This window comes from Chitinophaga eiseniae, assembly GCF_012641265.1.
In the GTDB taxonomy this organism is placed as follows: Bacteria; Bacteroidota; Bacteroidia; order Chitinophagales; family Chitinophagaceae; genus Chitinophaga; species Chitinophaga eiseniae_A.
In genome coordinates, this window is record NZ_JABAHZ010000001.1 from 90,741 (window position 1) to 116,099 (window position 25,359).

Annotated in this window: 20 protein-coding genes and 1 riboswitch; of the genes, 8 read left to right on the plus strand and 12 right to left on the minus strand. The window is 49.2% G+C overall.

The genetic code is table 11. The features are described from left to right. Positions 1 to 3 precede the first annotated feature (3 nt). The gene (locus HGH91_RS00375) at positions 4 to 696 is read right to left on the minus strand and encodes a uracil-DNA glycosylase family protein (RefSeq protein ID WP_168736492.1); all 693 of its coding nucleotides are present in this window, start codon (positions 694 to 696) and stop codon (positions 4 to 6) included. An 8-nt stretch (positions 697 to 704) separates the two neighbouring features. Continuing rightward, entirely contained in the window at positions 705 to 2,819 is a 2,115-nt protein-coding gene (locus HGH91_RS00380; protein ID WP_168736493.1) for an ATP-binding protein, read from the minus strand. A gap of 302 nt (positions 2,820 to 3,121) precedes the next feature. Between HGH91_RS00380 and HGH91_RS00385 the strand changes: the two genes are divergently transcribed. The 3 genes from HGH91_RS00385 to HGH91_RS00395 all read left to right on the plus strand — a co-directional run bounded on the left by HGH91_RS00385 (position 3,122) and on the right by HGH91_RS00395 (position 6,863). Beyond that, positions 3,122 to 4,354, plus strand: a complete 1,233-nt coding sequence (locus tag HGH91_RS00385; protein WP_168736494.1) for a YdcF family protein — start codon at positions 3,122 to 3,124, stop codon at positions 4,352 to 4,354. 59 nt (positions 4,355 to 4,413) lie between these two features. Continuing rightward, positions 4,414 to 5,349, plus strand: coding sequence for an NAD-dependent epimerase/dehydratase family protein (locus HGH91_RS00390; protein WP_168736495.1), 936 nt, complete (start codon positions 4,414 to 4,416; stop codon positions 5,347 to 5,349). Positions 5,350 to 5,420: 71 nt separating this feature from the next. Then, a riboswitch (SAM riboswitch) is annotated at positions 5,421 to 5,531 on the plus strand. Positions 5,532 to 5,684: 153 nt separating this feature from the next. Continuing rightward, the gene (locus HGH91_RS00395) at positions 5,685 to 6,863 is read left to right on the plus strand and encodes a trans-sulfuration enzyme family protein (RefSeq protein WP_168736496.1); all 1,179 of its coding nucleotides are present in this window, start codon (positions 5,685 to 5,687) and stop codon (positions 6,861 to 6,863) included. Here HGH91_RS00395 and HGH91_RS00400 read toward each other — a convergent pair. Beyond that, positions 6,814 to 8,025 (minus strand): dicarboxylate/amino acid:cation symporter, encoded by a 1,212-nt coding sequence (locus tag HGH91_RS00400; RefSeq protein WP_168736497.1) that lies wholly within the window; start codon positions 8,023 to 8,025, stop codon positions 6,814 to 6,816. The genes HGH91_RS00395 and HGH91_RS00400 overlap by 50 nt on opposite strands. 100 nt (positions 8,026 to 8,125) lie before the next feature. Between HGH91_RS00400 and HGH91_RS00405 the strand changes: the two genes are divergently transcribed. After that, positions 8,126 to 8,446: a NirD/YgiW/YdeI family stress tolerance protein gene (locus HGH91_RS00405; RefSeq protein WP_168736498.1), complete on the plus strand. Its 321-nt coding sequence runs from the start codon at positions 8,126 to 8,128 to the stop codon at positions 8,444 to 8,446. A 9-nt stretch (positions 8,447 to 8,455) separates the two neighbouring features. On the opposite strand, the gene HGH91_RS00410 is transcribed toward HGH91_RS00405, so the two are convergent. Beyond that, a complete protein-coding gene (locus tag HGH91_RS00410) occupies positions 8,456 to 9,433 on the minus strand; it encodes a sulfite exporter TauE/SafE family protein (RefSeq protein WP_168736499.1) in 978 nt (325 codons plus the stop codon). A 176-nt stretch (positions 9,434 to 9,609) separates the two neighbouring features. On the opposite strand from HGH91_RS00410, the gene HGH91_RS00415 reads away from it, so the two are divergent. Continuing rightward, on the plus strand, positions 9,610 to 10,896 hold the full coding sequence (locus tag HGH91_RS00415; RefSeq protein WP_168736500.1) for a hemolysin family protein: 1,287 nt from the start codon (positions 9,610 to 9,612) through the stop codon (positions 10,894 to 10,896). A gap of 9 nt (positions 10,897 to 10,905) precedes the next feature. Continuing rightward, positions 10,906 to 11,769: a pirin family protein gene (locus HGH91_RS00420; RefSeq protein WP_168736501.1), complete on the plus strand. Its 864-nt coding sequence runs from the start codon at positions 10,906 to 10,908 to the stop codon at positions 11,767 to 11,769. Positions 11,770 to 11,828: 59 nt separating this feature from the next. On the opposite strand, the gene HGH91_RS00425 is transcribed toward HGH91_RS00420, so the two are convergent. Then, positions 11,829 to 12,074, minus strand: a complete 246-nt coding sequence (locus HGH91_RS00425) for a hypothetical protein (RefSeq protein ID WP_168736502.1) — start codon at positions 12,072 to 12,074, stop codon at positions 11,829 to 11,831. Between the two features lie 258 nt (positions 12,075 to 12,332). Between HGH91_RS00425 and HGH91_RS00430 the strand changes: the two genes are divergently transcribed. Together HGH91_RS00430 and HGH91_RS00435 are read left to right on the plus strand one after the other, a co-directional pair. After that, positions 12,333 to 12,506 (plus strand): hypothetical protein, encoded by a 174-nt coding sequence (locus HGH91_RS00430; protein WP_168736503.1) that lies wholly within the window; start codon positions 12,333 to 12,335, stop codon positions 12,504 to 12,506. Beyond that, positions 12,506 to 13,132, plus strand: a complete 627-nt coding sequence (locus HGH91_RS00435) for a PliI family lysozyme inhibitor of I-type lysozyme (protein ID WP_168736504.1) — start codon at positions 12,506 to 12,508, stop codon at positions 13,130 to 13,132. Before HGH91_RS00430 ends, HGH91_RS00435 begins: the two co-directional genes overlap by 1 nt. A 115-nt stretch (positions 13,133 to 13,247) precedes the next feature. On the opposite strand, the gene HGH91_RS00440 is transcribed toward HGH91_RS00435, so the two are convergent. From HGH91_RS00440 to HGH91_RS00470, 7 genes are all read right to left on the minus strand, one after another. Further along, entirely contained in the window at positions 13,248 to 14,840 is a 1,593-nt protein-coding gene (locus tag HGH91_RS00440) for a beta-N-acetylhexosaminidase (RefSeq protein ID WP_168736505.1), read from the minus strand. A gap of 66 nt (positions 14,841 to 14,906) precedes the next feature. Beyond that, positions 14,907 to 17,756 carry a DUF4132 domain-containing protein gene (locus HGH91_RS00445; protein ID WP_168736506.1) on the minus strand — a complete coding sequence of 950 codons (2,850 nt, stop codon included), beginning with the start codon at positions 17,754 to 17,756 and terminating at the stop codon, positions 14,907 to 14,909. A 67-nt stretch (positions 17,757 to 17,823) separates the two neighbouring features. Continuing rightward, complete coding sequence (locus HGH91_RS00450; RefSeq protein WP_168736507.1) at positions 17,824 to 18,963, minus strand: VWA domain-containing protein; 1,140 nt, start codon at positions 18,961 to 18,963, stop codon at positions 17,824 to 17,826. After that, complete coding sequence (locus tag HGH91_RS00455; protein WP_168736508.1) at positions 18,953 to 21,328, minus strand: DUF5682 family protein; 2,376 nt, start codon at positions 21,326 to 21,328, stop codon at positions 18,953 to 18,955. Before HGH91_RS00455 ends, HGH91_RS00450 begins: the two co-directional genes overlap by 11 nt. A 127-nt stretch (positions 21,329 to 21,455) precedes the next feature. Continuing rightward, positions 21,456 to 22,535, minus strand: coding sequence for an ATP-binding protein (locus HGH91_RS00460; protein WP_168736509.1), 1,080 nt, complete (start codon positions 22,533 to 22,535; stop codon positions 21,456 to 21,458). Positions 22,536 to 22,558: 23 nt separating this feature from the next. Then, a complete protein-coding gene (locus HGH91_RS00465; RefSeq protein WP_168736510.1) occupies positions 22,559 to 24,013 on the minus strand; it encodes a DUF5691 domain-containing protein in 1,455 nt (484 codons plus the stop codon). Next, the gene (locus HGH91_RS00470; RefSeq protein WP_168736511.1) at positions 24,013 to 25,320 is read right to left on the minus strand and encodes an SWIM zinc finger domain-containing protein; all 1,308 of its coding nucleotides are present in this window, start codon (positions 25,318 to 25,320) and stop codon (positions 24,013 to 24,015) included. The genes HGH91_RS00465 and HGH91_RS00470 overlap by 1 nt, the downstream gene beginning before the upstream one ends. Between the last annotated feature and the right edge of the window lie 39 nt (positions 25,321 to 25,359).

Consider the following 25,359-nt stretch of genomic DNA (forward strand, 5'->3'; position numbering starts at 1 on the left):
GGGTCAGGCGAAGTCGGCAAATGCCTGCAGGTATTTGTCGATATAAACGGCCTTGGTTTTGGATTTATACTGCATCACAAACCTGGGGTGTTCCAGCGGAACCACTTTTTTGAAAAAGTGTTCCTTGTCGTTCAGCGCCTGCAAAAAAGCTGCATTCTTGCCTGTTCCCATCACATAACAGACTTCCCGGCTGATATTCCATTCCAGCTGTTCTTTCAGGCTTTTTATAATGAAGTCGTAGGCGGCTTTTGTCAGCGCGGCACTATCGTAATAATTATAGTTGATTTCCTTGCCCCCGGGCTGTATAGCGGTAAACCCTAATGGGCATACTGAGCTGATATAAAATTGCTGGTAGAACTTCTTAACGCCGCCATAGGCATCAATCACGTCATATATAAATACAGAAGAGGGTTCATGGGTTTTCAGCCCCTGGATTTCTATACCACACTTCTCCCACATCCTTTTAGTATCTGTAAAAGGTACACCGGTAGCGCCGGAGCCCAGCCGGCCGGGGTTGATGCCCATGATCAGCTGCCGGGGCTTTTTATCGTCGTAAAACTTTTTATAAAACTGCGTCATAATATCCATAATGCCGGGACCCTCTTTAAAAGGATTCATGACACGGATACCGGGAGGTAACTTACCAGGAAAATGCAGATGGCTGTTGAAGTTAATAATCTGATCGGCGATAGTCATGCTGCAATTTAGACCATTTGGTGATGCCTGGTTATTTTTTCCAGGATATCTTCTTCGCGGTAAGGCTTCATAATATAATCGTTTAGCCCTGACCGTAAGTACAGCGAAATATCATCTTCCATCACGTTGCCGGTAATGGCGATAATCGTGACGCTGGCCTTTTTCTTGTCGGGAAGTTCACGGATCATGGCGGTGAGCATCAGCCCGTCGATACCGGGAAGATCGATGTCGGTAAGGATAAAATCGAAGGCTTCGCGTTGGTATACTTCCAGGGCTTCTTCTGCAGAAGAAACAATATGGAAAGAGGCCTGCATCCTGTTGAGCATCAGTGCCAACAGTTTCTGGTTAAGGATACTGTCTTCTACCACCAGTAATCGGATTCCTGCAGGAATGGTGGCATTGGTAGGTGTATTACTCACGGGGACAATAATTTTTTTGGTAGCCGGAGATGGGGGCATCGCCTGATACCTGATTTCAAAATAAAAAGTGGTGCCTTTACCTGGAAGGCTCTCCACATGAATTTTACCGTTATGCAGATCGATGATTTTCTTTGTAATGTGTAATCCCAATCCGCTTCCTTTATGATGATGGTTATTTCCCTGGGAGAAAGCGTTGAATAACAAAGGTAATTCTTTATGGGAAATACCAGGACCAGTATCTTTTACACTTACCTGTAACAGGTTGTTGTCACGCATATGCGCGGTAACGGTAATGTTCCCTTTTTCGGTAAACTTAATGGCGTTCGCTACCAGGTTGATCAATACCTGTTTCAGCCGGAAATCGTCGCCTATCACCTGTAAGGTGCTGGGGAAATAGATGTTGACGACCAGGGGCAGCGACTTCATCTCGGCCTGGATAGACAAGGCCTGGCATACCTCTTCAATGGTAGTGCGGGGCGCAAATTTTTCCTGGCGCAACACGGGCGTAACGCTTTCCATCTGCGTGTAGTCCAATACGTTATTGACGACCTGCAACAGCATCTGTGCCGAATGACGCAGGGCGGATATGTTTTCGGGTGACTGGTCCCGTTCCAGCTGGGATGAAAACCCAAGTATCGACTGCACGGGCGTGCGGATCTCGTGGCTCACTGTAGCTGCAAAATCGCTTTTTTGCTGCGCAAACGTTTCGGCCTGTTGCTTGGCCTTTAACAAAGCAAGGTCGTACCGGTACAGGCGGATAATGCCATAGATCACAATGCCCACCATCAGGAGTATCAAAGGAATCTCCCAGGAGTTATGCTTATCGAGCCGGTATAGCGAATGGTCGATATCCTGTCCCAGCTGTAGCCGGCGTTTGTCCGTTTCCGTTGTAATGTTTTGTTTTAATGTGGCCATCAGGTGGAGCAGCTCGGAAAACAGGCGTTCATTGGCCACCACCAGGGCATACTCTTTTTGTTTCAGCTTGTTGTGACTTTCCGTGGCATTCTTTAAAAAGTTAGCATAGGTATCCTGTATCTTTTTCAGTTGCTCTTTGGTAAATGCCCGGTTGCTGCCGGTATCACGCTGCACAATGGTTACCTGGCGATTGGTTTGCTGAACGCCGGACTTATTGCTGATCGCATCTTTCAGGCGGCCAAACAGCTTTTTCTTACCCCGGGTGCTGGCTACGTGGGTGGTGACCATCGTATCTGCTGCCGGTTTTATTTGCGGAAGTTTAATCTGGCTTAACTGCTTTTCGGGGGAAGGGACATCAGTAGTGTCCCATACCTGCGACAACTGCAGGAGAGAGTCTACATATTGCCGTGTTTCCAGGAACAGGGATGATTTCCGGGCTTTGTCGGCCATCAGGACTTCCAGTTGCTGCTCATCCTTTTCCGAAGTCAGGGCGCTGTCCAGGTGCGCGGTAATACCATTTAGTTGCGATATATAGGTGTGCAGGTATTTGCGGTCATAAGTAAGGGTATAGATGCGGAAATTATTATCGGCGGCATACAATAGCTGTACGGCCTGGTCAATGTGACCAACATCGGCTTTGGTGGCAACGAGATGTTTTACGACGATACCTAGTTGTGTTGATTCCTTTTTCTTTAGAAAAAAGATCATGAAAAATGTCATTAGCACCAGTACCATGATGGTTAACACTACGTAACGGGTAAACGTCTTTTTTTCGGGTAATTTGTACATTGTTACATTATAATGATTGCGCTGGCAGGAGTGGCTTTCCCGGCCAAAGAACGAAAATAGATGATTTTATTTTCCATAACTAATAGATTATCAATTGAAAACAATGAATATGGGTATGTATTTTCGGTTGAATTGGCTATATATTAATATATTTAATGCATTAATGTTTTTTATATAATAAAGGCCAAACTTCCCGCCTGGTTACCGTTGGTATAATAAATTTTAGATATCTTTTAGTCAGGCAAAATTCAGGCGTGTTTTTGTATTATTATTGCGGTAGTAATATCATTTCCATGCGTCTTATGAGAATCTGCTTAATAAACATCCTGCTGTTATTCATTTTCTTACCAGCCGTTTATAGTCAACCCAGCGCACCAGATCCGCACTACCGGTTTATTGCCGGACCGTCCTTGTTGCAGGATAGGAATTTCTACCTTTTTACGCTGATGGAACGTTTACCAGGCCTGTCTGCACCGCTGGAGAAAGACAGTGCCCTGCAGCATATACTGGTTAACTGCCAGGAACGTATAGCCCATCCTGTGAGTAAGGAAACACCCGCCGAAGCGTTGCTGTTTTCGGACGACGCCATCCGGGACGTAACAAGCGCGTTGCTGCGTTTATCGCGGCAATATCCGGAGCAAATGGCGCCCTTGTTTCGTGAAATGCGTGCCAGCGGACTGTTTCAACTGTATGCCGGCAAAGGCGATCATGAACTGCTGGAAGCAGCGTGGAAAGATGCCGCCAACGGTATCAACTATATCATTAACGGTTATACGACAGGAAAGGGACAGCGTTATCCCACCATCGATTCCGCTGCATTTTACGTAGAGGCGCGGGCGTATAAGAACGCTGTACAGCGATTAGCAGGGAAAGCAGGAGAGAAGAACACCCTTTTCTTTCAACCCTCTCTGCGACTGGCACTGGGCTTGCTCACCCTCAACCGGCGCGAAGAAGCCATCCGTTATGAGCCCTTGTCGGCACTCAATGCCGCCGCCTGGAAGCAGATAAAGAAAACCGATTGGAGTAAATATATGTACCCGGCCATGGTGATCCTGGGCGCCAGCCCCAAAGCGACGGAGCGCATCAGCGAAATCGGTAAAAACCGCTGCCGTATGGGCGCCGAATTATACCGCAAAGGGCAGGTGCCCTTCATTATCGTATCCGGAGGTCATGTGAGACCAGTGTTCACCACGTTTTCAGAAGGAGTGGAAATGAAAAAGTACCTGGTGGAAGAATTGAAAATCCCCGCATCTGCGGTGCTGGTAGACCCCTATGCGCGGCATACCACCACCAATTTACGCAACGCCGTGCGCCTGGCGTGGAGAAGCGGTATGCCGGTCGATAAGCGCATGTTGTGTGTATCTGATGCTATGCACCTCGTGTATGTAAACAGCCCCGTGTTTGCACAACGTTGTAATACCGAGCTGGGTTATGTGCCGGTAGCGGATATCCAGCAAACAGACCTTTACTTTTTGTCATTTATGCCTGATCTCCGCTCCCTGCAGGCTAACGCCATGGATCCGCTGGATCCCTGACCGGTGCACGCAATATTTTAATCACTTGTTCGTCTTACTTACATCTACAATTATCATTTATGTCTGAGTCACCTTTGTATACCATCCTCGGCGCAGGAGGTATTATTGCCAATGAACTGGCCTCCACACTGGTCAGCAACCAGAAAAGGGTACGCCTCGTAAGTCGCTCCCCTCAATCCATTGCCGGTATTACCGACCTGGTATCTGCAGATATCACGGATGCCGCGCAAACACTCAATGCTGTGAAAGGAAGCGCCGTAGTATTCCTCACGGCGGGACTCAAATATGACATTAAAGTATGGTCCGATGCATGGCCCCGGATCATGAATAATGTTATAGCAGCTTGTAAAGCTACCGGCGCTAAACTGATCTTCTTCGACAACGTATACTCGTACGGGTTAGTAAACGGTCCTATGAAAGAAGATACCCCGTATCAGCCCAGCAGCAAAAAAGGCCAGGTACGCGCGGCTGTTGCCACTCAATTAATGAATGAAGTAAAAGCGGGGAATATCACTGCTACCATTGCCAGGGCAGCGGATTTCTACGGTCCGGGCGCCGATAAAACCGGTTTCCTTAACCTCCTTATCATCGACAAATTCAAAAATAAAAGCTCGGCTATGTGGCTGGGAAAAGATACTCTCACACATAGCTATACCTTTACTCCGGATGCCGCCAAAGGACTTTACCTGTTGTCGCAGGATGACAGCTCCTGGAACCAGGTGTGGCATCTCCCTACGGCCAACCCTGCGCCCGATGGCAAAGGTTATATGCAGATGATTGCCGCGCAAATGGGTGTGAAACCCAGGTACATGAAGCTGGGCGGCTTTATGCTCACCATCTCGGGATTGTTTGATCCTACCATCCGGGAACTGAAGGAAATGCTTTACCAGAACAACTATCCCTATATATTGGATTCATCAAAATTTGAAAATCATTTTCATGTTAAACCTACGCCTTATGAAGAAGGTATACGTTTAACACTGGCAAAACAATAGTCTACTAATTTTGTAGGAAATAAATTTGGTAATTAAATTTTCTGCCCTATCTTTGCACCAGTTCTTTAAATAGCTTATCAAGAAAGGAGGAGGGAAATGGCCCTGCGAATCCTTAGCAACCATCGCGCGAAAGCGAGAAAGGTGCTGCATCCATCCCCGCTTTTAGCGGGGAAAGATAAGTCAGATTACATGTTTTTAATCGCATTATCATATAATGTAAAAACTCATCTGGCATCCAGGTGAGTTTTTTTTTGTACCTGCCCACCACTTCTTGATACGCTCATTTAACCGGACCTGTTTAATCAATTTTTCATCAAACTAAAAATCAAATGAAGATGAGCACTATCACCCAACTGATCCATTCTATCCCGGTAGACCCGCAAACAGGCGCTATTGCTGTACCTATCTATCAAACATCTACTTTTGTACAGGACGCACCCGGCATTAACAAGGGATATGACTATGCCCGGTCTAACAATCCTACCCGGGAAGCAGCCGAAAAAATTATCGCTCAACTCGAAGGCGGCGCCGCTGCTTCCGCCTTTGCCAGTGGCCTCGCTGCCATCGATGCAGTGATCAAACTGTTAAAGTCAGGCGATGAAATCGTAGCCGTAGACGATATCTATGGCGGCGCTTTCCGCCTGTTTCATAAGGTGTATGAAAAATTTGGTATCAAAGTAAAATATGTAGATACTTCCGATACACAGGCGGTATTCAATGCCATTACACCGGCCACCCGCCTTATCTGGCTGGAAACGCCTACCAACCCAACGCTGAAGATCTCTGATATTGCAGCGATAGGGCGCATTGCCAAAGCGCATAACTGCCTGTTTTGCGTCGATAATACCTTTGCTTCCCCTATACTGCAAAAGCCGTTGCAATTGGGCGCCGACCTGGTCATACACAGCGCCACCAAATACCTCGGTGGCCATAGCGACCTGATTGCCGGCGTGGTCATCTCAAAAACGCCGCAACTGGGCGAGGAAATTAAGTTCTACCAAAATGCCTGTGGTGCTATTCTTTCGCCGTTCGACAGCTTCCTCCTGATCAGGGGCATAGAAACCCTGCCACTGCGCATCAAACAGCATGGCATCAACGCACAGGCATTGGCCGAATACCTGGAGCAACATCCTGCCGTAGAAAAAGTATTTTACCCGGGGCTACCGTCGCATCCGGGGCATGAGCTGGCAAAGCAGCAGAGCAAAGGATTTGGAGGAATCATTTCTTTCACACTCAAAGACGATACCACCGAAGCAGCTACCGCTTTCGTAACAGGTACGCACTACTTCAAACTGGCGGAAAGCCTGGGCGGTATTAAGAGCCTGGTCTGTCACCCTGCGGCCATGACCCATAAATCTATTCCTGCTGAAAAGAGAAAGGCAGCGGGTGTAAGCGATAGCCTCATCCGGTTGTCGGTAGGGCTGGAAGAAACAGCCGACCTGCTGGCCGACCTGGAACAGGCGTTTAAGAAACTGCCGGCGACCGCCCGCGAAGAAACCGCGTTGTCAGCATAGCGGCTACATTATCGCCTGTGGCATTGAGAATGGTGGCCAACGGATCTACAAGGGTACCGATAATCATCAGTGGGGGCAAGGCTTCTATCGGGAAGCCGTAGATGCTCATCACCAGCATCTCCCCAATATAACCCCCATTGGGGATACCGCCTTCTACAATGCTGGCAATGACGGTAACACCGAGCGCCATGAGGATAATGCCCGGTCCATCGAAGCTCTTGCCAAACATGGCAAATACCACCGCCATCTTGATAATAGAAGAAATACTGGAGCCATCTTTATGCAGGGTGGCTCCCAGGGGAACTACCACGCCGCCTATATCCTCAGGTACGCCCATCGCTTTTACCGCGTTGAGATTGGCGGGAATGGTAGCAATGCTGCTACCGGTGCCCACTGCAGTAAGCGTAGGTATAATATTATTTTTCCAGAAGATGCGGATACCCGGCATACCACCGGCAATGAAGGCGTATAAGGTGAAGCCAACAAGAAAGTACAAGGAGCCGAAGCCATAATAGATACCCAGGGAATGCGCGTAGGTGCCAAACAATTTTGGGCCTACAGTGCCCACCTGGTAAGCGAAGTAAGCCCCTAAGCCAACAGGGCCCAGACGCATAATTACAATGAGCACATCTTTCATTACCTCGTTGCCGGAATGCAAAAACTGCCGGAATGCTCTACCACGCTCGCCTGCGCGCATAGCCGCCAAACCGGTGATGCCCGAAAATATAATAAACGGCAACATGTTTTTGCGGGACAGTATCTCGTAGAACTCATTTACAGTAAGGAGTTTAACGACCTGGTCTCCCCAGTTGCCCGGCTGTTCCAGGTTGATATCATGACTCAGCGTTACCTGTTGATGTATCGGGAAAATCCATACCGCTACAATGGTTAAGAAAGCAGAGAGAAGAACGGTAGACAGGAATACCAGCGACATCACGCCCAGTATACGCCCCAGCTTATTACCGGCTTCAATATGGGCGATGGCGCTGGCAATACAGAAAAATACCAGCGGTATAATGGCAGTAAATAAAAGGTTCAGGAATATGTCGGCGATGGGCTTTATCACAACAACTTTTTCACCGAATATAAGCCCTGCAATACTACCTGCTATAATGCCGGCCAGCAGCGTAAACATGCTGCGGTACGTCTTGAAAAATCCCATGCCTGAAGTTTATAGGGTACAAGTTAACCAAATGTAATTGATCCGTGAACAATCAGGGCTGATTATTGTTTAATGAAATTTGTATACTAATTTTAGTACTATGAAAAGCTGGTTGTTGGGTTTGTTGCTTCCCTTTGCCCTGGTGCAGGATAAAACTTATACTGTGGGAGAGGTAATGCGCAATGCCCGCCGGCTGCATAACGATAGCACTACTGTGCAGCTCATCGGCTACTTTACCAAAAAGTTGAATAACAATAACTACGTGTTTGAAGACCGGACCGCAGAAATTCACGTAAATGTACCACCCAAATTCCTACCCGGACGCCCGCTGAGCGATCGGGAAGCGGTGACCATTAAAGTATGGGTAGAATATGAAATGGATAAACCCATTACATTAACGGTTAACCAGCCAATTAATTAACGGTGAGGACTATATGATTTTTCCCACAAAGGTGTAAATGCTCTTCATACTCACCAGGATCACAATTACAGCCACGGCCACCATAATGGTTTTAGCGGAAATTTTATTGGATACCCGGGCTGCAATGGGGGAAGCAATGGCGCTGCCCAATACCAGGCCCAGTACAGCATCCCAGTGTACGTGAGAAAGTACCGTAACAAATGTGAGGGAACTGAGCATGGCAATAAAAAAGCGGGTAGCCTTTACCGTGCCTAACGAAAAGCGGGGATGCCTGCCGCCGGCAATGAGCGAGGATAATACGATAGAGCCCCAGCCTCCGCCACCAATGGCATCTATAAAACCACCTCCAAATCCCAGGAAACCGATACGTTTTATTTTTTTAGCCACTACCTTTTTCCGCTGCGCCTGGATAGCCCGTTTCAGGATCACGGTTCCGAGGATCAGGGTATATAAGGATACCAGGGGTTTGGTATATTGTGCGTAATGTTCGAGCGAGGATAGCAGGTAGGCCCCGATCACCGCGCCGGCAATACCCGGTAATATCAGGAGTTTAAAGAGTTTCTTGTTGACATTTCCCATTCTCAGGTGCATCCAGCCGGCAATGCCGCAACTCAGGATTTCCGAAATATGCACCGCCGTACTGGCCGATGCCGGCGGTATCCCCATCGACAACGAAAAGGTAGTAGACGTAATACCATACGACATGCCAATGGCGCCATCGATCATGGCAAAAATAAACCCGGCAATGAGGAAGTAATAGAAAGTAGGAGGGACATCTTCTACATATACGCGAAAATCGGGCGACTGCCACCAGGCAATGCCCAATCCCGTTACCAGGAGCAGTAGTCCGGCCAACCCGTATATCCAGCGTTGTTGTCTAAACGTGCTGCTTTCGGTATTGATGCCGTTTCCTTTTGGCGCTACCGCCTTCGATTCCGCTGTGATATTGGCTGCAGGGGCAACCAGGGTAGTAGTATCTTTCTCCATTTTTTATGATATGCCTGCCTTAATTCACCACAAAATACATAAACTCTATGAAATAAGTAGACTATTTAAAAAAAAATAGCCCCCGACCGTCAATAAATAAGTTATTCATAAAATAGCAACAACGTATAAAAATTGATTTACCTATATTTGGGGTTGCGAACCAATTTACGAACTACATGCTTTGGCAACTTTTCTGGACCATTATATTAGTGCTTTTAAACGGATTCTTTGTAGCGGCGGAATTTGCCATTGTCAAAGTACGTTCCTCCCAAATCGCCAGCAAGGGCGGTGCGGGGAAGAGAACCACCGCGGCGGCCAAGAGTATATTAAGTAACCTGGACGGGTACCTGGCTGCTACCCAGCTGGGCATTACCCTGGCTTCCCTGGGCCTGGGCTGGGTGGGCGAGTCTGTAATGACTACAATTGTACTCACGGTAATGGATAAACTGGGTATCCACATCGCCGAATCTGCCGTACATGTGATTGCAGTGGCCATCGCCTTCACCATTATCACCATCTTACATATCGTTTTCGGGGAACTGGCCCCTAAATCAATGGCCATCCGTAAACCGTTACCCACCACGCTGGTGGTAGCCGTTCCGTTAAGAGCGCTGTTCGTCATTTTCCGCCCTTTTATCTGGATGCTCAACGGGTTCGCCAATAGTATCCTCCGCCTGATCGGTATTACCCCGGTGGGAGAGTCCGAAATTCACTCCGAAGAAGAGCTGAAGCTGATTATCTCTGAAAGCCAGGAAGGGGGCGCTATCGAAGAAACGGAGCGGGAACTGATCCAGAACGTATTTGAATTCGATGACAGCCGGGTAAAGGAAATCCTTACCCACCGCAAAGATATTTCCGCTCTCGACATTAACCTGCCCCTGGCAGAATTGATAGACCAGGTTATCCGCGATGGCTATTCCCGCTACCCTATATACAGCAACTCCCTCGATCACCTCCAGGGCGTGGTATATACCAAAGATGTGGTAAAAGGCATGCATGAGAAAACGCTGGTCAACATAAAAGATATCATGAAGCCGGTATTTTATGTGCCGGACAGCATGAAGATCAAAGACCTCCTGCGTACTTTCCAGCTGCAACGCCTGCAAATGGCCGTTGTAACCAACGAATTCGGCGACACAGAAGGGATTGTGACCATGGAAGATATCCTGGAAGAACTGGTAGGGGATATCCAGGATGAACACGACCATGAGGCGCCTATCGTGGAACAAAAAGATGATAACTTTATCGTCAACGCGCACGAATACCTGGCCGACATCAATGAGCTGCTGCCTTACCCACTCCCTGAAAGTGAACATTATGAAACACTTTCCGGTTTAATCAATTACATACATGGTAATATCCCCCGTGAAGGAGAAGTGATCATCATCGAAAACTACGAAGTGCTGATCCTGAAGATGTTCCGTAGTTCCGTGGAGAAAGCGAGACTGAAACTGATCCGTTAAATAATTTTTATGGAGAAGAAGATACTGCACGTACTGGAAGGACGCGAAAAACACATTACGGATACCGAGGTTGTCAGGCAATCGCTGCCCGCTATGCAGTTCCGGTTTGCCAGCCCTTTCATTGTGATACATCATATGCCGGCCAAATATTTTGCCCCGGGATCGCCGGAAGACAGGCTGCATCCGCATCCGCACCGTGGCTTTGCCCCGGTTACCTTTATGCTGCAGGGACAAGGCTTCCACCGCGATAATGCCGGTAACGCTATGACAGTGACCGGTGGTGACGTACAGTGGATGTTTGCCGGTAAAGGCATCCTCCACAGTGAAGGTCCTTCCCCCGAATTCCTGGAAAAGGGTGGTAATTATGAACTGCTGCAACTATGGTTTAATGTGCCTGCTGCCCATAAGGGTGAAAATCCCTGGTACCAATACATTAAAGGCGCAGAAATGCCCGCTGTGGCGGTAAAGGAAGGTGTACACCTTACCCTGGTGGGCGGTGACTATGAAGGCAAAAAAGGCCCCCTGAAAAACTATACGCCCATTACTGCTATCTGGGGAAAGGTAGATGCCGGTAGCCAGGTAACATTAACGGCCACTTCCGGCTACTGGACTTTATTGTATGTAGTGGATGGCAAAATAAATGTAAACGGAACGGATGTTACCGGGTACCACCTGGTAGTATTTGATAAAGAAGATACCGCCGGCGATATACATATTACCGCCGCTGAAGATACACGCCTGTTATATCTTTGCGCCGAACCGATCAACGAACCGGTAGCCGCAAAAGACAACTTCGTGATGAATACCGCGGAAGAAGTGGACCAGGCAATAGCAGACTATAAAAACGGCTTATTCGGCACCCTGGAAAAATAAAAAACTCCTGGCAAGAGCCAGGAGTTCGGTACTATAGTCATCTATCTTACTTATTCTTATTAAACGCTATCTTTCTTGGGCCTCCAGGTTGTGTCCTTTCCCATTCCTTTTTTCTTCCAATCCTTCTTTTCAGCGTGGTGCTTTTTAGGCATGGTATCCACCGACTGACGCAAAGCGCCTTCGGAAATAACGCTACCGTTAGTTGCTATCGGAGCGGCCTGTGCTGCATGGTCCGGGTTTCCCTTAAAGAAAAAAAGCAGCATCAGTAGTACGACAAGGCCAATAGTGGCAGGCAGGTTTTTCATAATGCTAATATTTTTGTTCATGAAAACGTAGGCAGATATCTTGCCAAATACCCGTTGGTTTGAGCTAATCGATTGAACATATTTAAGTTATACATTATTTCACCTAGCCCAGCCGCAGCCGTTAACTGTGGACATTGCCCGTCAATCAGTGGAACACGGGTAACACGATTATTCCCACAAACACCCCACAGGCGGGCAAAGGAGTAGGGCACTGCTTTTGTGTCGCATGAAATATTGCTTACTTTAAATCTATTTGCTATGAAGAACGTGAATAGCGCCAACAACCAGCGGAGCAGACAGCCTCATTTACCCAAACCGGAAATCCGGGACCACCTGGATAGCCGCAAGAATGAAGAACAGGTGTTTAAAGGAAATGATATGACACATAACAGTAAAGACACCAAAGCACACAAACAGAAAAAACAAGGATGATGGACAGCAAAATAACAACAGGCTTCCTGATATGGATGGTCATTCTTTTTTCCTGTAACAGCCCCCTGCAAAATAAAAAAGAGCGGGCACAGCATGATTCCGCCAATGCCCCCCCGGAGGTTGCTTCTCCCGATAATAAGAAAAATGTGACGAAAGATACTACTTATGACAGCTTGCACATAATAGCCAGAACAGAGGGGAACGATAACATCAGAAACCTGGTGCTGATTGTAGTGGATAAGAAGGATACTACGCGGCAGGACAGCGTAATGGAGCGCGATATTAAAGGAACGCTGAAAGATGTGATGATAGCCGACCTTGATAAAGATGGCAAACCGGAAATTTATTGTTCCACGTTATCAGAAGGCACAGGACATTATGGGAAAATATATGCCTATAACCTGGGCAATAAAATAACCGGCATCAATACCGATGCTATCGACACCATGGAGCTGCCCTCTTATAGAGGAGAGGACACTTTTTATATAAAAGGAGACCGGCTGGTACGTAGTTTCCCGGTGTATAAACCGGGGGATCCGGAGGCGCTTACCTCCAATACCCAAGGGATGCTGTTATATTATCTAAAGCGGGAACAGGATACATTGATAATGGTGCAACAACCGTAAGTAGCTGAAAGCGAAAAGCAAAAAGCTATTGTAGTGAATGACCAATGCGAATTTTAATATTCGCTAAGATCAATCTTCACAATAGCTTTTTGCTTTTCGCTTTTTGCTTTCATCTCTATTTATTATAACCAATAGCTTCTTTGTCCCAACGGTTATAGAAGTACTGTAACGCCTGCTGAAACTGGGTAAAATTCTTATTAGCCGTCTGGCTCCAGCCATCTTCGGCATAGGCTGCCAACCGCGGAAATACCTGGCGATTCATAGATTTTACATCGGGTATCCATTCTCCCCACATCTGGCAGCCGGTACCTAATATTTGCGCATGGTATTTAGGATCTAATCCGGCAGGAATAGGATCAAAATTATATGCCTTTTCCAGCGAGATGTCCTGGTAGCTATAGTCCAGGTAAGTGAGCGCATGATAGGAGTTCACTACATCGTATCCTTTGGACACCGCGTCGTTGATCAATTTCAGGTCGCCTTTCCAGAATTGTACAATGGTACCTGGCGCCAGCTTTTCAGTGACTGTATTGTCTTTGTTGTCGGTATATTCATGCAGTTTGCTACCCATGATTTCATTCCAGCCGGTCATCCGGCGTTTTTTTCCCGCCAGGTAGTTGGAAATACCGTTGGTAAAGGCTATTTGCAGGTCGGCCGGAGAGTTGAGATGCTGCGCTTTCATATAAGCATTCACGCCAGGATCAGCCTTCCATTGGTCATACCTTACCTCGTCGCCGCCGATATGAATGACCTTAGAGGGGAATAAGGCAATCACTTCCTGTAATACATCCTGGAGGAAGGCAATCACTTTTGGGTCAGATACATTGAAAACATCGTAATGCACGCCGAAGGCGGTGGGTACCTTGATAGCCTGGTGGGTAGTGCCCAGCCAGGGATAGGCCGCAATGGCGGCGCTGGAATGGCCCGGCATTTCTATTTCCGGAACCACCGTAATATGCCGGTCGGCCGCGTATTTGATAATTTCTTTAATCTGCTCCTGGGTATAATAGCCTTCATGTACCTTGCCGTCAAATACTTTGCTGTTCCAGGTGCCTATCTGTGTAGAGTCGCGCTTGCCGCCCACCTGTGTCAGCAGCGGATATTTTTTGATTTCTATGCGCCAGCCCTGGTCATCTGTCAGGTGCCAGTGAAACACATTCATCTTCAACAGGGCCATTTCATCCAACAGACGCTTAACGGTTTCACCGCCTTTGAAATAACGGCCTTCATCCAGCATGAAAGCGCGCCAGCCAAAGCGGGGCTTATCTTTAATGGCAACGGCATTTATCGTATACGTGTTCCCGTTAGTAGCGATCAGCTGGCGCAGCGACTGGGTACCGTAGAAAATGCCGGTATTGGTGGCGGCGGTAATGTCGACATGATCGGAATTTACCTGCAGCTGGTAGCCTTCATCTCCCAGCTCTTTTTTGAGGGCGGGATTGATGGCAAGGCGGATGTAATTGTTTTTGGCGCTGGGTTTCAGCGGAAGTGCCATGCCATAACTCTCCTGTAGGGACAATGCAAGGAGATTGGCCTCGCCGGCGCTCTTGCCAGGAATAATGGCAGTGGCGCCGGATAATGTAAAGGTGCCGGTTAACGTTTTTACTTCCGACGGCTGCGGAATGATGTTAATGGCATGCCCCGGAGTGGTGCGCGCCGATAGCAAAAGCAGGAACGCGCCTGCCAGCGTGGAACGTAGTTTTGACATACAGAGATTTTAATTGTTCACTTGATTAACCGTGATAAAATACAAATAAAATCCCATGATTTAAAACTATGCCTGCCCACGGGAAATCGTAATGTCCGTGATCGCTTCGGAATAAAATACCGGCGGCACGTTTTTCAACGGCAACAGGCAGTCGGCTGCTTCTTTATCTGTACTGCGGAACCAAGGTTGTGATGTTTTAGTTTTATCGATGAAGTACAGCTTGCCCAGCTTAGACCGCAATTGGTCGGCAGCAGCAATATTATTCATCTCCAGGACCACTTCCAGCTGGTGTACATCATCTGTTTTGTGCCAGGCATACATGAATTTACTATCGCTGCCCTCACTCAGTTTCCAACCTTTCTGTTCCATGTGGGCATGCAATACCTCGCTTTCCATCCATATATCTTCAAAATCTTCTACCAGCGTAGTATAGGCCTGTTGCGGCAACAAGGCACTTACCGGTCTTTCCAGTTGAGGGAAAACCGGTTCAATACCGCGTTCTGCAAATTTATGCTGCCACTGTTGTAAAGTAGCTGTATCCAGCATCAGGGGATGCAGGATGCGTACACTGGTATTTTCGAGCAACGTAATCTCCGTATCTACTGCTGTAAGCAGGGCCATATTGTCCTGGCAGTAGAATGGTGTGATCAGCTGATCCTGTTCATCAAATAATCCCCACAGCAACCGTTGGGCGAATACAAACATTAATGGATTTCCCAGGAACAGTTGCCGCCATGCGTGGCTGCTCCATTTACGCTGTATCACCAGGAAATACTCCAGTCGCTGCGACTGCGATTTTACCGCATCGGTAATTTCTTTGGCCAGCAGCTTAAATGATTCTCTCATTTCATTGGAAGTACCGGTAGGTATGGATTTGAAGCGCCGGTTATTTTCGTTGAGATAACCAGGTTTGAAGTGGTTATCGATAAATACGCGCCAGGTTTCGTTGTTTATCTCCACATATTTAAACATGCCGGTAAAGCCGAAATCAGGTGCAATACGGTCTCCCAGTTCATGAATGCTGATGCCCAGTTCAGCGGCGGTGCTTTGCAAGGTTGCCAATGCAGCTGCACCCACGGCCGATTTGCGGATACGGTAGCGGCGCGACAGGAATTCTACAAAGCGAAGTGCATTGGCGCTGCCTTGCATGGCCAGCGCCGCAATGCCGTGTTCCGCCATTTTGAAACGCTTGGATTCTATCCAGAAATGCATGGCGTCCTTGAGCTTTTCTACCAGCTGATCATCGCCCAGCATCGCCGCTACAATCAGCAGGTACCGGATACTGGCGTCGCCACCCTGTTGCTGGTACTGCTGAAATAAGGCCGAAGCAAATTCCCCACTGCGGGAACGGTCTATTAAACGCAGGAGGGGCTTCACTTCCATATCGGCACGTACTTCCTTTACCCGCGACATGCGGTACAGCAGGAAACGCATCATTTCGATACTCATCGCCTGGCCATCCTGTAAATATAATAATGGGAGGGAAGCGTCATCCAGCCACTTCTCCGCTGGCCGGGAGAGTTTATGCCTTTTTTTGGCATAGGCTACCAACCGGGTTACAACAGTAAGATCGTCGCCGTCTTCAACGGTCGGATAATTCAGCGTTTCCAACATCAGGTCGCGGGCATCATCATTTATTTCTTTCTGTACCGCCTCTTGCAGTAATGTTCTGGCATGGGTGTTATTTAATCTGCACAGGATTTGCACAGCTGTCAGGCGCTGATCCGCCTTTTTATGCTCTAGTAATTCGCCCGCTCTCTCCAATGCCAGCGGATGTTCCGCCAGGATAACGGCTACGAGCGAACGAACAGATTTTAATTTGTGCAGGGTAAACGGCCAGAGTTGATCCATGTACAGCGACACGGGCAACTGGCTCAATGCGGGTAGTATCACCCTGGCATCGTAATCGTTGTCCAGCGCCTGCAGCAACAGGCCGACCGCATTTTCTTTCAGCGCATCGGCCAGCACCTGGAAGGTATCCGGGTGCATATAGCGCTTGTCGCTAAGATAATTGCCCAGGTAGGAGCACACCGCAGGCTGGTCGTATTGCAATAGGTCTTTTATGGCCAGTACCACCGGTGGCGGCATACTGGATGACAGTATACCGTTATGGGCCGGGGCTTCGATATTGTTATGAGGCGCTTCCAGGAAATCGTACGCGGCTTTTTTCAATACCGGTACATATTGCTCCGGCAATTGGGCTGCCAACAGGTGATAGCCCAATAAGGCAGCAGCGTATTGCTGATCTGCTGTGAATGTTCCCGTGACACGGGCCACCAGGTCGACATATTTCTGTGCATTGTTTTGCAGCAATACCCGGCTCAGTTCATACCGGTCTGCCAGCGTGTCGCCTCGCAGCAACCTGTTTTCCAGGTATTCCATTTCCCTTTCGGGATGGGCCTTGGCGAGCAGGCGATAAAACAGGGAATTCCAGGGCTTGTCTCTCCAGGTATGGAGGTATGCATCTACCACATGAGGGTCTGCACTCTTCATCAGGTCTTGCAAAAACTTACGCAGTGGCGTAAATTTCAGCGGAGCCAGGTCAAAGTTATGTCCATCGCCGGAATAGCTGATCAGGCGGGAGCCTATCTCTTCCGGCGTATAGCCCCGCTGTTGCAGGAAGCTGGTAAAATAACTGAATCGCAGTACGATAGACGAAGAAGTGCCCGGCATGTCCATCATGGGTACAATCGTGCGCAGGAACCGGTCCTGGCACCTGGCCCAGGTATTAGGCGCAGAAATAAGTTGCAGTACCAGCCGGTCGTTATCGTCCCATAGCTCTGGTACCTGCAATAGTGCAATAAATAACCCGGGTGTATCCGCATGTTCATCTGTGAAGATGGGTGGCTGAAAGGTTACACCAGTAAGGAAATCTACCCCGGACCGTAAAGATTCATTGTTTTCATAGTTAGTCAAGTTCAGTTTTTCAAGCAGAGGTAGTATCGTTTCCTTTTTGTACGGCATAAGGTATAGATAGATTCAATTATTTTTTCAGCACAATATCTTCTTTTGCGGCCCATTGCGCCACATCCTGTTTACTCAGCGCCATGGCCATCATATCCGGGAATTTGTCCGGCGAGCAGGCAAACACCGGGATGCCCAGTCCCGCGAGGAACTGCGCATTTTCCTGGTCATAGCTCGGTGCTCCTTCGTCGTTTAGCGCCAGCAAAACGATCACTTGCACACCGGCAGCATGCAGCTCTACAAAGCGTTTCCTCATGCCCATTTCATCGCCGCCTTCCATCAGGTCGGTTACCAATACCAATACCGTATCGGTAGGGCGGGAAATGATCTGGCTGCAATATTTCAACGCGGCGTTGATATCGGTTCCCCCGCCCAGCTGTACGCCAAAGAGCAGGTCTACCGGGTCATTCAGCTCTTCTGTCAGGTCCGCTACTGCGGTGTCAAATACCACCATCTGTGTTTTCAACGCCGGGATGGAGGCCATCACAGCGCCAAAGATACCGGAATATACGACAGATGTTCCCATAGAACCACTTTGATCCAGGCACAATACTACTTCTTTCAGCGCAGAACGCTTCCGGCCGTAGCCTATTAATGTTTCCGGGATAATTGTTTTATAGTCGGGCTGGTAATGCCGGAGGTTTTTCTGTATCGTCAGGTGCCAGTTGATTTCATGATGGCGCGGACGATGGTTGCGTGTACTCCTGTTTAAGCTGCCATTGATGGCCTGTTGAGTGGGCTGGGACAGCTTTTTCATTAGTTCATCCACTACTTTTTTTACCACCTGCCTGGCGGTATCTTTGGTTTTCTCCGGTATTACCCGGCTGAGGGTCATCAGCGTAGCCACCAGGTGTACATCTGTTTCCACGTTCTCCAGCATCTCTTTTTCAAAGAGCATCTGGGTAAGATTCAGGCGTTTCAGTGCATCCTGCTGCATGACCTGTACTACAGAGGAAGGGAAGTAGTTGCGTATATCGCCCAGCCAACGGCTTACATTGGGCGATGACGGGCCAAGGCCACCCCGCTTCGTACTGTCGTACAATGCCTCCAGTGTTTTGTCGATTTGCAGATCCGTTTTATCCAACGAATAAGCAGTGCCGTCATTTTCTGTACCTCCCAACACCAACCGCCATCTGCGAACCTGTTCTTCATGCTCCATCTGCTAACAATTTTGAGTCAACCAATCCCAGCATTTGCATTACCACCGGTATGCCCTGTTCTCCCCGTGCTGCATCTGTATCTCCTGTTGCTACTATTTTAACGGAGGTATCGCTACCGCCCTGTTTCACTTTAGCACCCAGTTTTTTCCTTTCCGGGGCTGTAAAGTTAGAAAAGGTGCGGCGTAATAACGGCAATACCTGGATGAAAATATCATTTTCCAGCTGAGAAACCCAGCTGTACACCATTCCCCACAGCGATTCGTCCAGTAGCAGCAAGGTGCCGCTGCCCTTGAGGAAGCCTTCCAGCCAGGAAGCAGCTACCGCCGGTGGATTGGCCACCGACATCGCTACACTGAAACCCTGCAGTAAAGGTTCTCCCCTTAATATCCGGGCATCAAACAACAGGCGGGTAGCATAGCCTGCTATCATGGGGGCCGACTGGCGATTACCGGCAATGACCTGTAAAGTATGATGCCAGGAGCCGGTTAGCGCCGCGTGTTGCAGCAACCCGATGGCATCATTCATACCATAGAAGAGTTCCAGTAAGGCCAGCGCAGCATCTTCTGTAATGGAGGTACTGGCGGCGGGTAAACTGATGCAGATACGGTCTATCATGCTCTCAATAATACCATTCACCAGTTCGGCATCTGTTTTACGTACGTTCCCGAATTTGCTGATATTCACCAGCGGGGGAATTACCTGCATCAGCTGCAACACATCTCCGGAAGTGGCTGCGAGGTTATTGATACGATGTATCAATACATCTACCACCGCCGGTAGTTCGGCCGGTATGGCTGATTCCAGCATTTGGCATACCTGCTGCAGGGTGCCCGTATGATGGGCCGTATCTATCACATAGCTGGAAGCCGCTTCGGCTACTGTATTTCCCCAACTGCCTTTTTCGATAATGTCGATGGAATAGGAGGGATCCCATTGCAGGCGCCACTGCTCTTTAAAGGTTCCCTTGCCCGTCACTTCCTGCATGGTTCCCCAACGGATTTCCAGCAGTTGTAACCGGTGCAGGAAGATACTGCGTTCCAGGTCATTCTCCTTACGCAGGTCGAGTTGATAGTCTTTGAAATCGGCTGTTTGCGGTAGCCGCAGTTTCTTCTGCCATTGTGCAATATCAGATTGCAGGGGAGGAGCCGGCACTTCATGGGGCACCTTACCGATGCGGTTGCGTATGATCAGTTGATCCCTGATTAGCTGCATTAGCACTGATTCCCCGTTACATAGCACGCTCAGCGTAGCCTCGTTCAGCTCTTCCAGTCCCGGGCGGGAATATTGGCGCAGCGCAGCAAGCGCATTGGCCAGCCGTACTGCTTCCATTACATGTGCCACGGAGGTATCCTGTTGCTGTTCCCTGAAAAGCTTTGCTACCAGGGCCATCCAGCGGGTGCTATCATCGGTGGGATGTTCCCAGATATGCTCATACCAGCCGGGGGAAGGAATGCCTGCACCATAGCCGCTTTCATAACTCAAACGGCTATAGGTCCAGGGTATCCAGGTGGTGGCTACTTTGGCTTTGGGTAAGCCTTTCAACAGGTCGTTGTCTTCTTTTTGCTTAGGCATATTTTGCAGCGCCGGACCGTGCCAGGCGCCGCAGATGACGGCTATCCGCTGAAACATTTCCTTTTCGGCAGCACGGATACATTTTCGCATCCAGGCTTCCCGCAGTCGTTCCTGCTGGTTATCTGGCTGGGGTAACTCTTCGCGGAGCGCCTGCATGGCATCATTCACCGCCTCAAATACCTGTTCCTGTTGCTGGCGGTATTCAAACATATGTTCCCACCATCTTTCTCCGTCATCGTAGCCTGCGGCGGCAGCCAGGTGGGAAATAGGATCCCGCCTCACCGGGAAAGGGATTATCTCGTCATCCTCTGCTATATTATCCTGGCGGGCATGCTGCCTGGTTCCACGGGCAGATTGACGGGCGTTGTTCAGCAGTGCTTTTTCATCCCCGTTATCTCCCTTAATATCGTCCGTGTTGTTTTTTCCCTCAGCGCCCTCATTGGCGGCCGCCGCTTTCGCCGCCGCTTCATTTTCCAGTCCGAATACATGCGCCAGGGGCAGGTCCATTAACCGGGCATGGATACGATGTTCTTTTGCATATAGCATGGCCTGCCACTCGGGCGAGAAGGTGGCAAAAGGATAGAAACACGCTTTCCGCGGATTATCCGGCTGCCAGGCCAGGATGGCTACCGGCGGCTGTAAGTCGTCATGCCCCGCCCACGACAGCAGCGTATCGGCTTCGGGAGGCCCCTCTATCAGCACAATATCCGGTTGCAACTCCTCCAGGAATGCTTTCACGTTCCTGGCAGAACCAGGCCCATGGTGCCGGATACCTAAAATATGTACAGACATATGTCTATGTTAGATCGTTAAGTAATGAAGGAGCCGAAGGCAGAAAGCTAAAAGCATAAGGCTTTTGACTCGTTTACATGGTTGGTTTCATTGTAACTGGTGCTTTCTGCTTTGGGCTTTTAGCTTTCTACGCCAGATCCCTGCAGGCGCGGTATACATCTTTCCAGTCTTCCCTTGTTTTCACAACGGTTTCAAGATATTCCTGCCATACCAGTTTATCCTGTACCGGGTCTTTCACCACAGCGCCGATAACGCCTGCGGCCAGATCCGCGGCGTTTAGGGTGCCATCGCCAAAGTAGGCGGCCAATGCCAATCCATTGTTTACGACAGAAATAGCTTCTGCGGTGCTGAGGGTACTGCCGGGGGATTTTAATTTCGTTTTGCCATCCAGCGTTACGCCATTGCGCAGTTCCCGGAAAATGGTCACGATACGGCGTATTTCCTCCAGTGCAGGCTTCTCTGCTGGAAGATCCATGGTCTTTTCAAAACTTTCTACTCTTCTCCTTACAATATCTATTTCTTCTTCCATAGAATCCGGTACAGGGAGTATAACGGTATTGAACCTACGTTTTAGGGCGCTGGATAATTCATTCACTCCCTTGTCGCGGTTGTTGGCGGTGGCAATCACGTTAAAGCCTTTATTGGCCTGTACTTCGGTATTCAGTTCGGGGATCGGCAATGTTTTTTCCGACAGGATCGTGATAAGGCTATCCTGCACATCTGCCCCGATACGGGTCAGCTCTTCTATGCGGGCAATTTTTCCATCCTGCATGGCCCGCATCACCGGTGTTTCCACCAGTGCATTACGGGAAGGTCCCTCTGCCAGCAGGCGGGCATAGTTCCAGCCGTACCGGATACTTTCTTCACTGGTGCCGGCCGTGCCCTGTATGATCATGGTGGAATCGCCACTGATGGCGGCGGCCAGGTGTTCACTCACCCAGCTTTTGGCGGTGCCGGGCAAGCCATAAAGCAATAAGGCCCGGTCGGTAGCCAGTGTAGCCACGGCTATTTCCATGAGGCGCTTACTGCCAATATATTTAGGAGTTACGTCAAATCCGTTTTTCAATTTTCCGCCTACCAGGTAGGTTACTACAGACTGGGGTGTTAACAGCCAGTTATGCGGGCGTTTCCCGGTATCCTGTTTCCGGAGTTCTTCCAGTTCTTCTGCGAAGAGTTGTTCTGCATGATAGCGTAAAATGTCTGACATGGTATGTTTGTTAAGCGTTGTTGTTAAAGTGTATTAATCAGGCTTTTGGCGTGCAACAGCCTGGCCAGGTGAGCCTTGATATTATTCCAGTAGCCGGTATGATAAGTTTCGGTGGCATTGATATCGTCCAGTTTGCCTGCTATGGCCACTGGTATCTGTCGAACCACATTACTCATAAATAGCTGGTTATACGTATATGGCTGCGTGGCCGCATATCGCATAATGCGGGTGCATAACGGCATACTCCATTCTTCCGGGCTGTCGGCCGCATATTTGATGATCGTTTCCGGCTGCTCATCGAAATATTTTTCACTGAGCAGCTGTTGTTGTTCCACTGGCAACAAAGGAATCAGATCGATATAAAACACCTCACTGTGTTGTATAAACGTCATAGCGCGCTGCTGGTCTTCAAACCATACAATGGCTTGTACGAGGGACGGAATAAAAATTTGCAGCGCTGCCTGTTGCTGGAATAGCTGCATCACTTCCGCTGTGGTTTTACCGAAATGGAGTTCCCATTGAGCAGGATGTATAAGGCTGATCAACTGGAGCAGGATGTGCTGGTCATCCGATATTTTTTTATTGTTGCTGAGCTTTTCTATACCACTTTGAAAAATGTCATCATCTTTAATGACGGGCGCCATTACATCTACGGCGCCATCCGGGCGTAGTTGCACTGCTGCTGATACTACCTGCCAGTATTGTGTCTGTAAGGAAGACGACGATTGTTTTTTCAGCAGGTGTATCAGGGCTTCTTTTACCTGTTTGCTTTTTTCGCCGCTGAGCGATTCCAGCCAGGGAACATCATCCGGATCAATGGCTTGTTCCAGTACCCCCAGCAGTTCTGTTTTTACAGTAGCACTTTCTTTCGCCCAGGATTGCTGTAACCAGGTACGGGCCATTACGGGATCGGTTATACGTAATTCTTTTAAGGCTTCCACCCGTTGTGCGGTAGCACCGTTCTGCCACCTTTCTTCGATGGTATCTGCCACCCGGGAGAAGTTCCAGTCGGGGTTAAATTGTCCCAGCCATTCTGCCCGGTATCCGCCGGCTGCTGCGGCGAGTACCCGCAGCGATTTGTTTTTCCAGGCTTTGTCGAGCATTACCGGAAGCTGTGCCGGCGGTAGCAGCAAATTGGCTTTGGTACAGTATTCCAGCCAGAGTTGTGCCAGCTGTATGCTATCGGTTTCCAGCACTGATTGTAATACCCTCACCGCGGCGGGGGGACAATAACGTTTCGTTTCCGGTGGTGCAACGGGCATAGGTGGCACATTGGCTGTAATGGCCTGTGTGCCGCACTGCCGGTAATTATAAATCACCGATGCCAGGTGCAGGAACTGATCTTCCCGATCCAGTGCGGGATTGCCCAGTATACCGTCGGCAGCCTGTTCCAGCGGGCCCGTTAAGCCCTGCTTGTCGGCCGGTTTTTTGGCGGTACCCAGCAACACAGTATTAATGATGTTGTTCCAATGCTCCATTATAATATTTTGTATTCCTGTTCATGCCAGACTCCCAGGGGTTCGTACTGCTTTTCGCGACCGGTAACGGCCATGGGCAGGGGGGCGCCGCCGCTGAAAGCCAGCAGTTTCCAGATATGCGGAAACCCTTTCTTAATGGGCATCAGCTGTTGCCGGCCATCCTGCAGCCACCATTGTTCCTGGTACCATACCGGCGTGAGGGCCGTTATCGTATATACCTGGTCGTTATACAGGGGAAATACGCTTCCTATATTGGTTTGCGCCTGTACCACTTCCTGCCAGCCTTCCAGGCCCTGGAAGGTATGATTCATCGGTACCTGGATTTGTTGCTTGATCAATGCCCGCAGCGGTGCTGCAGAAGGATAATACACCAGTTCTGCCTCCAGGCAGGTGCCGGGCGTCAGCGGAACAGCCGCCGCCTGTTGGCCGCGGACAAAGAATTGCAGGATCAGGGCACTGCGCCGCGTATGAATGCCGTATAGCCAGTACCGTTCTGTTACCAGCCTGTCTTCTTCGCTGGTTTGTTTCCCCAATACCTGCCAGGTATCAGCAATCCCGGTCTGCGCTTTCAGCTCTTCCTGCGATTGAGAAAAGCCAATCAGGGCGCGCAGATCCTGCTGCAATGCCGCAGGTAGCTGATCCTGGTGCCGGTAGCCCTGGATAACGAGGTAAATACGCAGTAGCTGGTTCAGGAAAACGGTTTGCCAGCCATCATGGAAATAGCTGATGTCTGCCAGCTCCCGCATCATGGCGGCCAGGCCGGGGGCTTGGGCATCCACCATACGGCGGATCATATTTTCGAAGAAGGAAAAATCTTTTTCGGGGAGATCCAGTATGCCGTTGTATACCAGGTGCTTGATCCAGCGAAGCAATTCATCAGTACCATCGGTTACCTTCTGTTGACGGGCCTGCTGCCGTTTGGCCTGCGCCGCTGTATCGGTTGTTTTCTCTGTCGTGGGCACCGCTTTTTTCTCGTCGCGCTCCGCGCGCTTGGCCAGCCAGTCACTCACCCAGGCAGGCGGTGTCTGGGTATCGAAAGAACCGGGTTGCCGGGAATAAAGGAGTAGCAACCCCAAACCATGTTTACAGGGAAATTTACGACTGGGACAACTGCACTTGAATGCCATGTTGCCGGTATCTATCTGTGTCTGGTAGGGTTTACTGCCGCTGCCCTGGCACTCGCCCCACAATGCATGTTCGCCAACGCCCTTACTCACCCATTTAGCCGGATTGGCCAGGTCTTTCCCCGATTTACGGGAGGAATCGTCAGGCCCCATGGCCAGCACTTGTTCGTCGGATAGGTTCAATGGATTAACGATTTAAGCCACAAATTAAAGAATTAAGTA

Coding starts and splice junctions, on each gene's coding strand:
- HGH91_RS00375 (WP_168736492.1), bottom strand. CDS start 696: ATGACTATCGCCGATCAGATTATTAACTTCAACAGCCATCTGCATTTT.
- HGH91_RS00380 (WP_168736493.1), bottom strand. CDS start 2,819: ATGTACAAATTACCCGAAAAAAAGACGTTTACCCGTTACGTAGTGTTA.
- HGH91_RS00385 (WP_168736494.1), top strand. CDS start 3,122: ATGAGAATCTGCTTAATAAACATCCTGCTGTTATTCATTTTCTTACCA.
- HGH91_RS00390 (WP_168736495.1), top strand. CDS start 4,414: ATGTCTGAGTCACCTTTGTATACCATCCTCGGCGCAGGAGGTATTATT.
- HGH91_RS00395 (WP_168736496.1), top strand. CDS start 5,685: ATGAGCACTATCACCCAACTGATCCATTCTATCCCGGTAGACCCGCAA.
- HGH91_RS00400 (WP_168736497.1), bottom strand. CDS start 8,025: ATGGGATTTTTCAAGACGTACCGCAGCATGTTTACGCTGCTGGCCGGC.
- HGH91_RS00405 (WP_168736498.1), top strand. CDS start 8,126: ATGAAAAGCTGGTTGTTGGGTTTGTTGCTTCCCTTTGCCCTGGTGCAG.
- HGH91_RS00410 (WP_168736499.1), bottom strand. CDS start 9,433: ATGGAGAAAGATACTACTACCCTGGTTGCCCCTGCAGCCAATATCACA.
- HGH91_RS00415 (WP_168736500.1), top strand. CDS start 9,610: ATGCTTTGGCAACTTTTCTGGACCATTATATTAGTGCTTTTAAACGGA.
- HGH91_RS00420 (WP_168736501.1), top strand. CDS start 10,906: ATGGAGAAGAAGATACTGCACGTACTGGAAGGACGCGAAAAACACATT.
- HGH91_RS00425 (WP_168736502.1), bottom strand. CDS start 12,074: ATGAAAAACCTGCCTGCCACTATTGGCCTTGTCGTACTACTGATGCTG.
- HGH91_RS00430 (WP_168736503.1), top strand. CDS start 12,333: ATGAAGAACGTGAATAGCGCCAACAACCAGCGGAGCAGACAGCCTCAT.
- HGH91_RS00435 (WP_168736504.1), top strand. CDS start 12,506: ATGGACAGCAAAATAACAACAGGCTTCCTGATATGGATGGTCATTCTT.
- HGH91_RS00440 (WP_168736505.1), bottom strand. CDS start 14,840: ATGTCAAAACTACGTTCCACGCTGGCAGGCGCGTTCCTGCTTTTGCTA.
- HGH91_RS00450 (WP_168736507.1), bottom strand. CDS start 18,963: ATGGAGCATGAAGAACAGGTTCGCAGATGGCGGTTGGTGTTGGGAGGT.
- HGH91_RS00455 (WP_168736508.1), bottom strand. CDS start 21,328: ATGTCTGTACATATTTTAGGTATCCGGCACCATGGGCCTGGTTCTGCC.
- HGH91_RS00460 (WP_168736509.1), bottom strand. CDS start 22,535: ATGTCAGACATTTTACGCTATCATGCAGAACAACTCTTCGCAGAAGAA.
- HGH91_RS00465 (WP_168736510.1), bottom strand. CDS start 24,013: ATGGAGCATTGGAACAACATCATTAATACTGTGTTGCTGGGTACCGCC.